Raw genomic sequence first — 15,628 nt, 5'->3', positions numbered from 1 at the left:
TTCTCTTTGTTGTGGTAAACAAGAGTGTAAGGCGTTGCTTATTTTTTTCAACTATTTCCCAATTCTATACAGCCCCTATACCATTTAAATATTTTAGTAACATTTTACTTAGGAGACAATGATGAAAACCACTCTACTTAATAAAGCGGCTCTGGCCACTGGTACGGCTGCCCTAATGACAGCAATGATGGGTAGCGCCCATGCAGAACCGACCGGCTATGACCAACTTACTTTTCAAACAGAAGTAAAAGAAGAAGTTGCAAACGATGAAGTACGCGCCAGCATGTACAAAAAAGCGCAGGCAGCGGACTCCAAAACGCTTGCTACTACGTTAAACACCTCTATTAATAATGCCATGAAAATCGCCAAGCGCTACCCAAGCGTGACAGTGACTACCGGACAGCAACGTACCTATCCGCGCTATGACAAAAACGATAAAATTATTGGCTGGACAGGGCAAGCAAGCATAGACTTAAAAAGCACTGATTTTGCGGCGACTAGCCAGCTGATTGCTGATTTGCAAGAAACCTTAGTGATGAACAATCTAAACTTTGGGGTTTCAGATGCCAAAAAAGATGCGCTAGAGCAAAAACTGATGACCGATGCTTCTCGTGCTTTTCAACAACAAGCTAAAAACATGACTCGTGCTTGGAATGCACGCGGCTATCGTGTCGTCAATGTCAATCTAAATACTGGCAGCAACTACCCTCGCCCTATGTATAGTGCTATGAATATGAAAGCTGCGTCTGCTGATGCATCTGTACCGAGCCAAAGCTTTGAGTCTGGTAATAGTACAATTTCAGTCACTGCCAACGGTACGATTGAGTTGACCAAATAATTTAGGAAGATAAATATCATTAATAGATTTTAAAACTAAGGGCAGTCGCTGCATTCAGTGACTGCCCTTAGTTTATATAAACTGCTTTTATCTTACGATTTATATCCGTCAATACTTGGCGCTATTTATCACTAGTTATTGTATTACTGGCTGCTCAAGCGTCATTGGTTTATCAGCAACCGGCTTAGTGAATGATTGCATATTGGGTTGTTTGCCATCTTGACGCATTTTTAATAGCACTTTTTGATACCATGGTAGACGCTGATAAGCCAAAAGCTGTTCCGCAATCTTCTTGTTATTTTGCAACGTCTGTGTATTTTGGATGACATAAACGGTACGCTCAACCTGTTTTAGCAGCTGCCCTTTTTCATTTTTAAGCACTATTTTTATATTGTGTGCACCCGGTAGAATATCGACGGTGGCAATTGAAACACTCAGACCTTGCGCCACTTCATTACCATCTAAGTAAATGCTCACGCTATCACCTGCTTGTAGAGCGGGTTTTAGTTGGACATTGACATCGATACTTTGAACTGGACGACGATAAGCGCGTTCTGCGCTAGGCTCAGTAATAGCAAGCTGATAGCTGACAGGGGCTTTAACCGCTGATGGTTTATCGGCAGGTGCAGGCGGCGCTTGGGTACTATTGGCAGGCTGATTATTTGCATTGCCAGTTTGGCTAGCACTGTTTGAACCAACACTATCGTTCCCAGTCATAACACTGGTCTGACTAATTTTCTTGCCTGATTGTTGTTCGTAGTTCTGCGGACGATCGGTAAAGGTAACTTGACCTGTCTTCTCATCGACGATTTTATAAATAGCAGCAGCATTTGCCATCGGCGCGTAAAGACTGGCTGTGCTAATGACGAGTCCTGTGAGTAGACTTAAGGTCAGATTTTTACGTAAAACATTGCTTTTTGATAATAAAGTCATAGTCAATCAGCCCAATAGGTATTGATTATTAATATATAGATAAAACTATTATGCGGTATTTTTAGCATTAAATCAGTAATGACCTCAAAAAACCTCATTAATCAAGCTAACCTCTTTAGTAAACAAAAAAACCAGCTAAGGGTTACTTAACTGGTTTTTCTTAATCAGAGGTTAAAGCTTTTATTGCTGATTAGCAGCTATAGTACAAGTCAAACTCAACGGGATGCACAGTGACGTTTAGACGCTGTACTTCTTCTTGTTTGAGCGCAATATAGGCTTCTAGCATCTCTTTAGTGAATACGTCACCTTTTAATAAAAACTCATGGTCATCTTTTAAGGCTTGCAGTGCCACTTCTAAGTTTTCAGCGACCGTTGGAATCAGTGCTTCTTCTTCTGGCGGCAAGTCATATAAATTCTTATCAGCGGCTTCACCTGGATGCATTTTGTTTTGAATGCCATCAAGACCTGCCATCAACAATGCGGCAAAGGCCAGATACGGATTGGCTGCTGGATCAGGGAAACGCGATTCGACACGGACCGCTTTTGGGCTGCTGACGTGTGGAATACGGATAGACGCTGAACGGTTAGAAGCTGAGTACGCAAGCTTAATAGGCGCTTCATAATGTGGCACTAGACGCTTATAACTGTTGGTCGATGGATTGGTAATCGCGTTCAATGCACGAGCATGCTTGATGATACCACCAATGAAATATAGCGCCGTCTCAGAAAGACCTGCATATTCATCGCCAGAGAAGGTATTGACGCCATCTTTTGAGATAGAAATATGCACGTGCATACCCGAACCATTATCACCAACGACTGGCTTTGGCATAAAGGTCGCTGTTTTACCAAACTGATGGGCGACGTTATGAACGGCATATTTTAGCTGCTGTACTTCATCGGCTTTACGAACTAGGGTGTTAAAAGCAACACCGATTTCTAGCTGACAAGGGGCAACTTCATGGTGATGAACTTCGATACAGCCTTCGCCAACGATATCTTCGATGCGCTCGCACATAACCGTACGCATATCTTGTGAGCTATCCACCGGTGGTACTGGTACATAAGCACCTTTGACACGTGGACGATGACCCATGTTGCCCCACTCATAGTCTTTATTGGTTGACCATGCTGCTTCTTCAGCGACAATTTCGTGGCTGACACCAGACATATCAATCGACCATTTAACTTCGTCAAAAACAAAGAACTCAGGTTCAGGACCAAAGTAAGCCGTATCACCGATACCGGTAGATTTTAAATACTCTTCAGCACGGCGTGCGATAGAGCGTGGATCCCGGTCATAGCCTTGTAGCGTTGATGGTTCAATGATGTCACAAGTCACGACCACAGTGACCGCATCAAAGAACGGATCGATAAATGCAGTCTCTGGATCAGGGCGCAAAATCATATCCGAGGCTTCAATACCTTTCCAACCAGCAATAGATGAGCCGTCAAACATTTTGCCGTCTTCCATCACCTCTTCGTCAACACTATGCGCCGGAAAGCTCATATGATGCTCTTTGCCACGTGTATCCGTGAAACGAAAATCAACCCATTTGGCATTAGATGACTCGATGAGATCAAGTAGTTTATTCGACATGAATATTTTCCTTTATGGTTATCGTATTACTGAGATTAAAGATTAGGGTTTAACGTCAATACTTAAAGCGATGAATTAACTGTTATTTAAAAACTATGAAATCTGTTGCTGAAATTAGGGCGTATTTTCTCGTTTTTAACGGCAGAATTAATGGTAAATTATAATCCGCCGAATAAATGCAGGTGCTATTTTAGCAACATCTGACTCATAATGCTGAACTCTTCAAATGCATATTAGTAAATATTTTTATAGCTGCTAGTAATACTTGGCACTCATACTGGTTAGACAGGCAACGACTCAGCATAACCTGAACAATCAAGACTGATTGAATCTGACTCATAAAAATATAGGCAATGATAGGCTGCGTTTGATAGACAGCAAAATAGTGGTAAGATAACGACGTTTAAAAAGTACTCGTTGTCATAAAAACTGCCTAACTTTACACCTTGCTATAAGTAAAAATCAACGTGGTTAATTATAAAAATGTGAAATCCAACCAAATCAATGAGTTGAACCCCTAATGATTTTGATGATCGATAATTACGACAGCTTTACGTACAATATTGTACAGTACTTCGGTGAATTGCAGCAGGACATCACCGTCTGGCGTAACGATCAGGCTACCATCGAGCAGATTAAAACCCTTGCGCCCGATATCATTGTCATTGGCCCTGGCCCATGTGATCCTGACCGTGCTGGTATTTCCTTAGAGGTTATCGATACCTTTAAAGGCGTTATTCCGATATTAGGTATTTGCTTGGGTCATCAAGCGCTTGGACAAGCGTTTGGCGGACAAGTGGTCAAAGCAGATGAAGTCATGCACGGACGTCTATCTGCTATTTATCATAACGGACAAGGGGTCTTTATTAACTTACCTAATCCGGTGCAATTCACGCGCTATCACTCACTAGTGGTTGATAAAACCAGCTTACCTGAGTGTTTTGAAATGACTGCTTGGACACAAAACATCGATGATGATATCGAAGAAATTATGGGCATTCGCCACCGTGAATTTGCAATCGAAGGCGTTCAGTTCCATCCTGAGTCTATTTTAAGCGAAGCTGGTTATCAGCTGCTTAATAACTTCTTACAAGCGCACAACTTAGCAGTAGTAGACTCAAGTGAGCTGCCACAAGTAGGCTAACTGTTTTTAACGCGTTAGCTTTTGAAAATACGCGACCCATTTAACCAATTTATTTAAACTATAAAAGATAATAATAAGTGAGAACACTATGACCAATACGACTATGCAGGATGCACTTCCAAAAACCATCCATACCCCTGAACACATCAATCAGCTGTCCGATGAAGACACACATAAAATACTAACCACCGCCTTAGATAGAATTTTTCAGCACATCGATCTAACCTTTGATGAGATGTATCAAGTGATGCTCATCGTTATGCAAGGCAGATGCAGCGATGCCATGATGGGCGCTGTGTTGACTGGTCTACGTATGAAAGGTGAGTCAATCGATGAAATTACCGCATCGGCCAGTGCCATGCGTGCCTTGGCTGCCAATATTAGCCCGAAAAATTGCGATTATCTGGTGGATATCGTCGGCACAGGCGGTGATGGCGCCAATTTATTTAACGTCTCTACCGCATCAGCGTTGGTCGCTGCCGCGGCTGGGGCACAAGTAGCTAAGCACGGCAACCGCGGCGTCTCTACCAAGTCTGGTAGCTCAGACCTCTTAGAGCAAGCGGGTATTAGCCTCGCCCTAACCCCTGAGCAAGCACAAGATTGTATCGAAAACCAAGGTATTGGTTTCTTATTTGCACCCAACCACCACAGTGCCATGCGTTATGCCAACCCCGTACGCCGCGAACTAAAAGCGCGGACGATTTTTAATATTTTAGGACCACTCACCAACCCTGCTGGCACACCCAATTTAGTCATTGGCGTCTTTACCGCACAACTATGCGAGCCTATCGCCAAAGTGATGAAAAACTTAGGCGCACGTCATGTGATGGTCGTCGGCGCAAAAGACGGCTTGGATGAAATCAGTCTTGCAACATCGACTACTGTCGCTGAATTAAAAGACGGTAACATCTCCGTATATGAGATGATGCCAGAAGATGCAGGCATCGAATCACAAACGCTTATCGGTCTCGATGTAGCTTCCCCAGAGCAGAGCTTAGCGCTGATTCGTGCGGCTTTGTCAGGGACAGAGACCCACGACCGCGCGATCCTAAAGGCGCGTGATATGATTGCGCTTAATGCCGGCGCAGCGATATATACCGCAGGACTTGCTAGCAACTACCCCAATGGTGTTAGCCGAGCTCAAAAAGTCATCCAAAATGGTGATGCGTTAATTAAGCTTGAGTCCTTAGCCGAATATACGCAGCAGCTGGCAACACAAAACTAATCACTCGTTATTTTTGTGATGACATTTAACTTATGACGCCACTTTATTTGCGATAGTTTAAATCTATCCGTACACCGTTCACGCTATTATTGACTATTTATTTATATTAAATATATTTGGATCCTGCTATGACTACCAACACGACATCCCGCTCAGATATTCCCTCGGTGTTGCAGCGCATTGTCGCCACCAAAAAAATCGAGGTAGCAGCGGCTCGCGAGGCGCAATCGCTTGAGCAGTTACAAGCGCAAGTAGCCGCTGACAATAAACCACGCCGAGGCTTCGCGGCGGCGCTAAGAGCGACCAGCACTAAAGAGAACGGTATCGGCATCATTGCTGAAATAAAAAAGGCCTCACCCTCTAAAGGCATTATCAACCATAACTTTTCGCCCGCATTATTTGCCAAGCAGTATGAACAAGCGGGTGCCAGCTGCCTATCGATATTAACCGACCGCGATTACTTTCAAGGTGATGATAGCTATCTTATTGCCGCTGCCAATGCCTCAAGCCTGCCGATACTCCGTAAAGACTTTATGATTGATGTGTATCAGATTTATCAGTCTTATCTGATGGGTGCGGACTGCATCTTATTAATCATGGCATGCCTTGATGACTCTCAAGTGCAAGAGCTCCATGCTTTAAGTATCGAGCTAGGAATGGATGTATTAATAGAAGTCCATACAGCGGGCGAGCTTGAACGCGCACTACAGTTGCCGCGCTCAGAGCATAATATCTATGGTATTAATAATCGTGATTTAAATACCTTTGACGTCGACCTACAAACCACGCTGGATTTAAAAAACACCTTATTACAGGCGTTGGCGATCGATGATGCACTGGCTGCCAATCCCAACGACCACTTAAAACGCCCACTTATCGTCACCGAAAGTGGTATCCATAATAGCGATGATATTCGTTTGATGTTAGATCACGATATTCAGCATTTTTTAATTGGTGAGCAGTTTATGAAGACCGATCACCCTGGACAAGCGTTACAATCCTTACTTGCGGGCGTCGCAGCAGACGAGTAAAGTAACCCAAACAGTTTGGACTTAACCAAGCTAGATAGCTTATATTTATAAATTAATGGCTATTAATAATTAATTCATTCATCAACCAACGATACGTTAACTTTATGTCAAACTCTCTATTTTCAAAAGAAATGCAAGACCAGCTCAAAGAGCTAAAAGGCCAACTGAGCAAAGGTCGTGATACCAATTCACCTGAAGGTGACAATCAGAAACCAACAGAGCCTGTTTCGCTACTCAGCCAAAAGCAAGTTAAAAAAACAGTCAAACAGTTGGACAGCGAACATATCGATGATGATAAAGTCCTGTTTATGCAAGCGATGCACGGTGTCAGTCAGCTCGATGACAAAAACGTACGCTCACCTGCCAATGCTGCAAAGGCCGGCAAACCTGATGCCACGACGCTGTCTAAACGTGCGGCGGCTCAAGGTAGCGAAAGCGCGGATTTAAGTGCGGGCTTGTCAGATATGCAAGCACTGCTGAATCCTGTCGCGGCTGAGGCGTACTTGTCTTATAAACAACCAACGTTACAAAATAAGATTTTTGATCAGCTCAAAAAAGGCAAGCTGCGTTGGTATGATGCGGTCGATATTCATGGCTGCACCATCGAAGAAGCACGTGATGCGATGACTCAGTTATTAAGTCAAGCGAAGCAGAACAATGAAACGATGGTAAAAATTGTCCATGGCAAAGGCTCTGAGGCAATCTTAAAAACCTGCGTCAATGGCTGGTTGCGCCAGCTACCAGAAGTATTGGCTTTTTGCTCTGCCCCACCAAAAGATGGCGGTAATGGTGCCGTTTTGGTGCTGCTAAAAAAGCCTAAAGCTGATGGCGAATAAGTATCAAGGTTAAACATAAAAAGGACTGCTGTGAGCGGTCCTTTTTTTATATTAAAAATATCACAGGTTCTTGTATAGCTGATCCAATTTAAAAGCGATGCAGTACTATTGCTGTAATTTTTTCGCAGCCTCTGTCTGCGTAGGCACAGCAAGCAAGAAAAAACGGTACCTGCTGTACGTGATGTAGCGATATTACTTCTCACTGACTATAGCACGCTGTAATGGCTGTACTCTTTTTATTTAAAACTAACTATATCAGCATCAATCCCACTTTTAAGGCGAAGCCATTATGAGCATACAGACGATTGAAAGTACTCAGCAATTAAACGCACACATAACGGCTTTGATTGCTATCGAGCCAAGATTTTCTCAGGTTTATGAGCAAGTGGGTGTGCCTGATTTACGCCATAATACGGGCGGGTTTGAGCAGCTGGTAAGAGCTATGGTCGGTCAACAGCTCTCTGTAGCAGCGGCTACCAGTATTTGGCAACGATTGGTTGATGCAAGCTTGATAAGCCCGAAAATGATTAGCCAAGCAACAGACGAGACTTTGAAAGCAAAAGGATTGTCTAAACAAAAGGTTCGCTATATCCGCTCATTAGTAGATCATGATATAGATTTTTCCGCATTAGAAACCATGCCAGATGAAGAGGTGATAAAAACTCTAACCGCCGTTATCGGCATCGGTCAATGGACCGCTGAGATGTACTTGTTATTTTCATTAAAACGAGCTGACATTCTTGCGGTTGATGATTTAGCCATCAAGGTCGCAGCAATGTCGCTATTAGATCTGACAGAACGCCCAACGCCAAAACAGCTAAAAACACTCACCCAAAACTGGGCACCGCACCGTAGTGCAGCTGGTTTACTGCTCTGGTCTTACTACGGCTTATTACGTAATACAGCCGCCCTCCCTTTATAATACCAAACCCAAAAAGTACGATTAGCCGTGTCAAACTCGCTTAGTCTATAATGCGTAGCACTTACACTCTTTTTCCCTGCTACTCTAGTTTTTGTGAATGTTATAAGTTAAGTGTTATAAGGTAAAGACCATAAGGACAGCCCCTAGTTATAAGGCTGATTCCATATAGAAAAATCGAACTTTCTCTTGGTACGCTTAAACTTACTTTTCTTAAGTATACGGCTTCTATTTTTTAATGCTTTAAGGGTACTATTCTTTTTTAATTTCGCGGAGGCAGTCTTTTTCTTATTGTCCGCCCCGTTATTATCAGCGCTATTACCCTTTTTATCTAAGTCAATCGTGTCCTGTGCACTAGTATCATCACTATCATTTTCCTCACTTAATGCATCACTTACAGGGTCATTTATGTCGCCCTCGATAACCGTTTCTATCTGATGTTGAGGTTCAAGTTCAGCTTGATTGACGATAAGCTGCTGCGTTGGCAGCGCATGCTCAACTTTATATTTTTTGACAAGGGTTAATATCTCAACCAACAAAGTATCTTGTTTGCCATAAAACTCTATAACATCAAAGGAGTTAACATAAGCGCGCAGCTGAATGATATAACAGTCTTGGCGCAACTCTAAAATATTGGCCTGATTCCACTCTTGGTTAGTCAGCTCATGATCGTTCAAAAACTTATCTAAATCCTTGACCATCTTAAAAATAACGTCAATATCCGCATTGCGTTTGATATATAAGTTATGCAAGAAATGAAACATGTCACGTGAAGTATAGTTCTCAATTTGCATCGATGAGAAGTCACTGTTGGGAACAGTAACGACTGTGCGGTCTAATGTACGTACCCGTGATGAGCGGATACCGATATCGATAACCGTACCCGCCTGCGTACCAAAACTACAGTAGTCGCCTATCCGTACTGGGGAGTCAGCCACCACGACCACACTACCGACGAGGTTCTCGATGGTCTTTTGCGCACCCAGTGCTAACGCTAAACCACCAACCCCTAATGCCGCAATACCTGTGGTCAAATCAAAACCTAAATTACCGAAGATGACGATGACGGCAAATATTAATAACAGCGCCTTGACCACCTTGCGGAGCAACCCCAAAATCGAGACTCGTTCAGTATGGTTTTTCTTATAGCTCAAATTCACTGCGCGGGTGAACAATGCATCAACAATACGTAATAATAACCAAGTAATCGCGACCCACGAAGCAATTTCAGTAAAGCGATTAACCGGCTCACGTAGAGTCACTGACACGCCAGCGTAAACCATTACCTCAGACAGTATCAACGCCATAATTACCACAGAAAGTGGCAAAATTACTTTATTAGGGAAAGGTAACGGCACGCCGCGTACACGAGGATAACTGATTCTCAGTAAATGATACGATAGCCAAACCATAATATAAGTCAGCAAAAAACTACTGATAATCATGGCCAGTGCCGCCACCAAATCTACTAACTCGTAACCAAGTAACTTCTTGCCCTCTAGTGAGTCAATCGTATAACGAGAGACCAAAGTCGGTTGGTAGTCTTCTATCACCTCTGGTACTGAGCTAAGCGTATCCGTCGAGAACTGCCAGTATTTTTCACCTTGCTCAGAGACCACTCTTTCTAATAGTAGTGGCACATTTTTTTCGCCGACATTAATAGCACCAACATTTTCTTGGTTTGATGGTAATTGGTCGGTTAGATTGCCTTCGGGGGTGTTATTGATTTGCAAATCAGGCTGAAAGCGGCCACCTGCATCAAGCGCCTGTTTGAATTGCCGTACGATCGTCGTTGGATTGTCAGACTTGGATAAATTTAAATAATTACTGGCCAGCAGATAATCGTTTTCACCCAGCGCCCCAATAAACCCTTGTACCGTATGGCGCGGCGTATCTCGCCCAAATGAATCTGGTATAGAGGTATTATCAGTCGTTTCTTCATTATTATTACTACTACTGCCCACACCCAATATACCAGCTTCAGCAGCAACTGCGCTATGCGGTGCAACTAGGCTCAATATCACAGCAATGAGAAAGGCTATCATTGTGAATGATATTTTAGTAGGTGAAAATGACGGAGGTGGCGCGGTGCTGGTACTCAGATGACGCTTAATAGACAAAACAAACCTCATGGCTTTAATAGTATGACGAAGGACAAGATAAGAGTTGCCACTATAATAGCAATTATTTATGACAGCAATGCTTTTGGTTGGCTTTTATATGGTTGGCTATTTTTATAGTTAACTGTATTAGGGTGTGTCCTCATTTTGAAAATGGTGATAAAAATGAGATAAATTGCAGTCAAACAAGGAAAATAGTACAGATAATATCAAGATATTAGCCAGCTATTTGACGCAGTTTGGCAAGATTTAGCCATTCTTAGCCCATTTAGTTGATTTCGTTCAGATTGAGGACATGCCCTAAGACTATCTATAAAAACGCTGATAATAATGCTAGCAGCTCTTAAGGAAATAAACCTTAGCTCATCATGAAAACTACTCAGCCTATGATGAATAAACATTAGGTTAAAGTAGTTTATAAATCAGGCACTTTTATAGATAATGAGCGCGTGTAATAAATGTATTACTTTTTGTAATTTTTAAATTCTTGACCTTCTCTTCTGTATCTTCTTTATTTGATTAATTTGGAATTAAATATGGCTTTATCACGTGCATTTTCGACTACCTATCTTCGGTTATGTATTTTAAGCACGCTTGGCGTATTTGCCATGAATGCAACAGCTGCCACTAATGAATTAAATGATAGCGAGCTACCAGAAGTTGAGCTTGATAAGATCGTCGTAACCGCTACCCGTACAGCGACTAAAATCAGTAATACCATCGCTCAAACCCGAGTAATTGATAAGGAAGAGCTGCAACACCATCAAGGTCAAAGCGCACTTGATGTTCTTAAGCGCCAACCAGGTATCAGTCATTATACCAATGGTGGGACCGGAACCACCTCTAACTTCTATATGCGAGGCTATAACAGCAATCAAATTCTAGTACTTATAGATGGCGTACGCTATAGCTCAATCAGTGCTGGTGGTGCAACCCTTAGCTTATTGCCTGCAGATCAAATCGATCGTATCGAAATCTTATATGGCGCCTCAGGTTCTAGTATCTATGGCGCAGACGCGATGGGCGGCGTGATTCAAGTCTTTACAAAAGGTCGTGATGCAGAACAAAGCCATTTCTCTGTTACTGCTGGCGTAGGCTCTCATGATCAATACTTATACGGCGCTAGTGCCCAAATTAATAATGATAGTGGTACGACTCTAAGTCTATCAGCCAGCCATAATGAAACAGATGGTTTTAATGCCACTTTGCCGGACCCTAGCAATCCATACTCGTCTTACAATGGCGATGATGATGGCTTTAAAAGTGACAATGTGAGTTTGGCGATAACACAACGCATCAATGAGCAATGGTTAGCGGGTGCTAGTGCTTTATACAGCAAGTCCACGACAGACTTTGATGATGGTGATTTTGAAAACGCCCATGCAGACCAAGAAAATGGAGCCGCTCAGGCGTTTGTTGATTGGCGTTATCTGCCTGGCTCATCCTTAAAGCTTCAATACGGTCACTCAATTGATAAGAGTGATACTTATGGTCAATTTGGTGACGTATTTAATACTAAGCAAGATCAAGTTAGCTTGATTGGACAACACAAACTAGCAGTTGGCCAAGGTATCTATGGGTTAGAGTACCTTAACCAAGGTCTCGATAGTACTGCTTATGACGTCAATGATCGTGATGTGAAAAGTGCATTTTTAGGATACGTATTAGCAAACAATCAATTCGATGCTCAAGCCAACCTACGGTTTGATGATGACTCACAATATGGTAATGAAACCACCTATAACTTAGGCGGTGCTTATCATATTAATCCTAATATACGCGCTGGGGTTAACTACGCTAAAGGATTCCGCGCCCCTACCTTTAATGACTTATACTATCCTGGCTCAGGAAATACTGACTTGAAGCCTGAAACCAGTGATAACTACGAAGCCTTTATGGAGTACGACACTGATATTCAGTCTACACGGTTAACCGGTTACTATAGTAAAGTAGAAGATTTGATTGGCTATGTTGCTAAGCCCACCCCAAGCAATCCGTTTGGTGGTAGCAGCGAAAACGTTGATAAAGCCAAAATCAAAGGTGTGACATTAACGTCAGACTGGGTCGTTGATAACTACCTATTTGGTGGTAGCTATGACTATCAGCAAGCAAAAGATGATAGTAACGGAATGAATGATGGTAACTTCCTGTCTATTCGTCCCGAACATCAAGGGTTGGTATATGCTGGTTATCGCCTACCAAGCTTGGATATCCGCGCTGAATATGAACACGTAGGTGATTATTATAGCAATGTCGCCAATACAGACTCACAATTGGTCGACTCTTATGGCTTAGTGAATATCAGTGGTAACTATAAACTGACTGACAATCTATCGATGACCGCACGTCTAAACAATATTACTAATAAAAAATATATTACCCTGCCCGGTTATGATACTGACGGTATCAACTTCTTCACCTCACTTACTTATAACTGGTACTAAGCTTATTTAGCGCCAGTTATAAATTAGGTCATAAATAATTAAGGTCATCACTCGATGGCCTTTTTTTATGGTATTAGAAATCTCATCATCATTTGATATGCCATGATTGCCTATTATTTATATCAGTCAATAGGTGACAATCTAGGTTGCATCTATTACAATAATCACCCTCCGAGAGGTGTTGCGCCATAATCATTGATTACTGCATTTAAGCTATATCGCTGTGCATATTATTCATTATGTTAGGCTCGGTAACTGTTTAATAATCACTCCGCTGATTATTGACAGCGCAAATAACGGCACCTGCGTTTTTATTCTTTTTATCATAAATTAACCACTGATAGGAGCATATTATGGACGCAGTGTCTAACACCCCATCTGCCCATACGATCGATCCCTCTTTCACTGACTATAAAGTCGCTGACATCAGCTTAGCTGATTACGGCCGCCGTGAAATCACCCTTGCTGAAGCCGAAATGCCTGCCCTGATGGGTTTGCGTCGTCGCTACGAAGCAGAACAGCCGCTTAAAGGCGCGAAAATCGCTGGCTGTATCCACATGACTATTCAGACTGCCGTTCTTATCGAGACGCTGATTGCGCTCGGTGCCGAAGTACGCTGGACGTCATGTAATATCTTCTCAACCCAAGACCATGCTGCGGCTGCGATTGCTGCTGCTGGTATTCCAGTATTTGCATGGAAAGGCGAAACTGACGAAGAGTACGAATGGTGCTTACGTCAACAAATCCACGTTGGCGGTGAAGCGTCTGGTCAGCTTTGGGATGCAAACCTAATCTTGGATGACGGCGGTGACTTAACTGCTTTGATTCATAATGATTATGCCCAATTGCTGGATAATATCCATGGTATTTCAGAAGAAACCACTACTGGCGTCCATCGCTTGGTTGAAATGCTTGGTAAAGGCACGCTAAAAGTACCTGCTATCAACGTCAATGATGCGGTCACCAAGTCTAAAAACGACAACAAATACGGCTGCCGTCATAGCTTAAATGACGCTATCAAACGTGCTACTGACATGTTCCTTGCTGGTCGTCGCGCCTTAGTTATCGGTTATGGCGATGTGGGTAAAGGCTCGACGCAAAGCTTACGTCAAGAAGGTATGATTGTCCGTGTTTCAGAAGTCGATCCTATCTGCGCGATGCAGGCATGTATGGACGGTTTTGAAGTACTATCACCATATATCAATGGCGATAACAGCGGTGGCGCAGAAAACATCAATACTCGCTTGCTCGAAGACACCGACATGATTGTCACCACTACCGGCAACTATCATGTTTGTGATAGACATATGCTAGCGGCGCTTAAACCGGGTGCAGTGGTTTGTAACATCGGTCACTTTGATACCGAAATCGACACGCAGTTTATGCGTGATAACTGGCGCTGGGTTGAGATTAAACCACAAGTCCATCAAATCTTCCGCTCAGACGATGAAAACGACTATTTAATTTTGCTTGCTGAAGGTCGCTTAGTAAACCTAGGTAATGCGACTGGTCACCCATCACGCGTGATGGACGGCTCATTTGCCAACCAAGTACTAGCGCAAATGTATCTGTTCGAAGAAAAATTTGCAGAGCTACCAGCTGATACACGTGCTGATAACTTATACGTCAAAGTATTGCCTAAGAAACTTGACGAAGAAGTCGCTGCTGCGATGGTTGCTGGTTTTAACGGTACGCTAACTAAGCTGACTGAAAAACAAGCTGAGTACTTGGGTGTGCCTGTAGAAGGTCCATTTAAGCCTGACGCTTATAAATATTAAAAGGAGCCAGACTGTGACTAAGCCTGCTTTCTCCTTTGAGTTTTTTCCGGCCAAAACTGAGCAAGGTCATGAGAAGCTACTCAGTACTTATGATGAGCTGAATAAGCTATCACCGAGCTACTTTTCGGTGACTTATGGGGCTGGCGGCTCAACCCGTAGCCGCACCTTGGATATTGTTCAAGCCTTATGCGCACGCGGTCAGACCGATGTTGCACCGCACATGTCTTGTATCGGTGATGATAAAGCGGAAATCGCTGAATTGCTGGAGCATTACAAAAGCTTAGGCATTAAGCGTCTGGTAGCACTACGTGGTGACTTGCCATCAGGGCAAGTTGGTATGGGTGAGCTGCCGTTTGCGTTAGACTTGGTTAAGTTTATCCGTGAACACTCAGGTGACCACTTCCGTATAGAGGTAGCGGCCTACCCTGAGATGCATCCCCAAGCGCGTAGTTTTGAGTTCGATGTTGATAACTTGGTTAATAAATATCAAGCTGGTGCCAATTCTTCGATTACCCAGTTTTTCTATAACGCCGATAGCTATTTATATCTGCGTGACAGCTTAGAGAAACGCGGTATCGATACCGTGGCGCAGCCATTGGTTGCTGGTATTATGCCGATTACCAACTCTAACCCCACTCTCAACTTGAAATAAGCAACTCAAACTGAAGAGGCGGGTTACCAAGTTTTTTGTTGAGTACAAAGCATAGATTATGTGACAGAATCTTACGAATCAATCGATGAGACAAATGCCATAAATCTC

The 15,628-nt window shown here is 43.0% G+C and carries 11 protein-coding genes and 2 pseudogenes; 9 read left to right on the top strand and 4 right to left on the bottom strand.

All coding sequences use genetic code 11. The annotated features are described in order from the left end of the window. The first annotated feature begins 121 nt into the window (after positions 1 to 121). Complete coding sequence (locus tag EI161_RS09660; RefSeq protein WP_192522400.1) at positions 122 to 838, top strand: SIMPL domain-containing protein; 717 nt, start codon at positions 122 to 124, stop codon at positions 836 to 838. Positions 839 to 973: 135 nt separating this feature from the next. On the opposite strand, the gene EI161_RS09655 is transcribed toward EI161_RS09660, so the two are convergent. Both EI161_RS09655 and glnA read right to left on the bottom strand, forming a co-directional pair. After that, the gene (locus EI161_RS09655; RefSeq protein WP_192522399.1) at positions 974 to 1,771 is read right to left on the bottom strand and encodes a DUF4124 domain-containing protein; all 798 of its coding nucleotides are present in this window, start codon (positions 1,769 to 1,771) and stop codon (positions 974 to 976) included. 190 nt (positions 1,772 to 1,961) lie between these two features. After that, the gene (gene glnA, locus EI161_RS09650; protein ID WP_192522398.1) at positions 1,962 to 3,371 is read right to left on the bottom strand and encodes a type I glutamate--ammonia ligase; all 1,410 of its coding nucleotides are present in this window, start codon (positions 3,369 to 3,371) and stop codon (positions 1,962 to 1,964) included. A 520-nt stretch (positions 3,372 to 3,891) separates the two neighbouring features. Between glnA and EI161_RS09645 the strand changes: the two genes are divergently transcribed. The 5 genes from EI161_RS09645 (at position 3,892) to EI161_RS09625 (ending at position 8,529) form a co-directional block, all read left to right on the top strand. Continuing rightward, positions 3,892 to 4,515, top strand: a complete 624-nt coding sequence (locus EI161_RS09645; protein ID WP_192522397.1) for an anthranilate synthase component II — start codon at positions 3,892 to 3,894, stop codon at positions 4,513 to 4,515. A gap of 103 nt (positions 4,516 to 4,618) precedes the next feature. Continuing rightward, positions 4,619 to 5,740 carry an anthranilate phosphoribosyltransferase gene (trpD, locus tag EI161_RS09640; protein ID WP_192522448.1) on the top strand — a complete coding sequence of 374 codons (1,122 nt, stop codon included), beginning with the start codon at positions 4,619 to 4,621 and terminating at the stop codon, positions 5,738 to 5,740. Between the two features lie 128 nt (positions 5,741 to 5,868). Then, complete coding sequence (trpC, locus tag EI161_RS09635) at positions 5,869 to 6,771, top strand: indole-3-glycerol phosphate synthase TrpC (RefSeq protein ID WP_192522396.1); 903 nt, start codon at positions 5,869 to 5,871, stop codon at positions 6,769 to 6,771. Between the two features lie 104 nt (positions 6,772 to 6,875). Then, on the top strand, positions 6,876 to 7,607 hold the full coding sequence (locus EI161_RS09630) for a Smr/MutS family protein (protein ID WP_192522395.1): 732 nt from the start codon (positions 6,876 to 6,878) through the stop codon (positions 7,605 to 7,607). A gap of 289 nt (positions 7,608 to 7,896) precedes the next feature. Continuing rightward, entirely contained in the window at positions 7,897 to 8,529 is a 633-nt protein-coding gene (locus EI161_RS09625) for a DNA-3-methyladenine glycosylase family protein (protein WP_192522394.1), read from the top strand. A gap of 143 nt (positions 8,530 to 8,672) precedes the next feature. Here the strand turns inward: EI161_RS09625 and EI161_RS09620 are convergent, their stop codons facing one another. Next, on the bottom strand, positions 8,673 to 10,571 hold the full coding sequence (locus EI161_RS09620) for a mechanosensitive ion channel family protein (protein ID WP_225735322.1): 1,899 nt from the start codon (positions 10,569 to 10,571) through the stop codon (positions 8,673 to 8,675). 611 nt (positions 10,572 to 11,182) lie between these two features. Here EI161_RS09620 and EI161_RS09615 point away from each other — a divergent pair. From EI161_RS09615 to EI161_RS09605, 3 genes and pseudogenes are all read left to right on the top strand, one after another. Continuing rightward, positions 11,183 to 13,090 (top strand): TonB-dependent receptor plug domain-containing protein, encoded by a 1,908-nt coding sequence (locus EI161_RS09615; RefSeq protein ID WP_192522392.1) that lies wholly within the window; start codon positions 11,183 to 11,185, stop codon positions 13,088 to 13,090. A 353-nt stretch (positions 13,091 to 13,443) separates the two neighbouring features. After that, positions 13,444 to 14,868 carry an adenosylhomocysteinase gene (ahcY, locus tag EI161_RS09610; RefSeq protein WP_192522391.1) on the top strand — a complete coding sequence of 475 codons (1,425 nt, stop codon included), beginning with the start codon at positions 13,444 to 13,446 and terminating at the stop codon, positions 14,866 to 14,868. A gap of 13 nt (positions 14,869 to 14,881) precedes the next feature. Continuing rightward, positions 14,882 to 15,499, top strand: a pseudogene (locus tag EI161_RS09605) (methylenetetrahydrofolate reductase); the annotation flags it as partial. Positions 15,500 to 15,506: 7 nt separating this feature from the next. On the opposite strand, the pseudogene EI161_RS09600 reads toward EI161_RS09605, so the two are convergent. Beyond that, positions 15,507 to 15,628, bottom strand: a pseudogene (locus EI161_RS09600) (IS982 family transposase); the annotation flags it as partial.

This window comes from Psychrobacter sp. FME5 (assembly GCF_014861375.1).
Classification (GTDB): Bacteria; Pseudomonadota; Gammaproteobacteria; order Pseudomonadales; family Moraxellaceae; genus Psychrobacter.
Note: the sequence above shows the minus strand (reverse complement) of the source record. Positions and strands in the feature narration are given on the sequence as shown.

What these genes read in the sequence shown, in the direction of transcription:
- EI161_RS09660 (WP_192522400.1), top strand. Translation starts at nt 122, where the DNA reads ATGAAAACCACTCTACTTAATAAAGCGGCTCTGGCCACTGGTACGGCT.
- EI161_RS09655 (WP_192522399.1), bottom strand. Translation starts at nt 1,771, where the DNA reads ATGACTTTATTATCAAAAAGCAATGTTTTACGTAAAAATCTGACCTTA.
- glnA (WP_192522398.1), bottom strand. Translation starts at nt 3,371, where the DNA reads ATGTCGAATAAACTACTTGATCTCATCGAGTCATCTAATGCCAAATGG.
- EI161_RS09645 (WP_192522397.1), top strand. Translation starts at nt 3,892, where the DNA reads ATGATTTTGATGATCGATAATTACGACAGCTTTACGTACAATATTGTA.
- trpD (WP_192522448.1), top strand. Translation starts at nt 4,619, where the DNA reads ATGCAGGATGCACTTCCAAAAACCATCCATACCCCTGAACACATCAAT.
- trpC (WP_192522396.1), top strand. Translation starts at nt 5,869, where the DNA reads ATGACTACCAACACGACATCCCGCTCAGATATTCCCTCGGTGTTGCAG.
- EI161_RS09630 (WP_192522395.1), top strand. Translation starts at nt 6,876, where the DNA reads ATGTCAAACTCTCTATTTTCAAAAGAAATGCAAGACCAGCTCAAAGAG.
- EI161_RS09625 (WP_192522394.1), top strand. Translation starts at nt 7,897, where the DNA reads ATGAGCATACAGACGATTGAAAGTACTCAGCAATTAAACGCACACATA.
- EI161_RS09620 (WP_225735322.1), bottom strand. Translation starts at nt 10,571, where the DNA reads ATGATAGCCTTTCTCATTGCTGTGATATTGAGCCTAGTTGCACCGCAT.
- EI161_RS09615 (WP_192522392.1), top strand. Translation starts at nt 11,183, where the DNA reads ATGGCTTTATCACGTGCATTTTCGACTACCTATCTTCGGTTATGTATT.
- ahcY (WP_192522391.1), top strand. Translation starts at nt 13,444, where the DNA reads ATGGACGCAGTGTCTAACACCCCATCTGCCCATACGATCGATCCCTCT.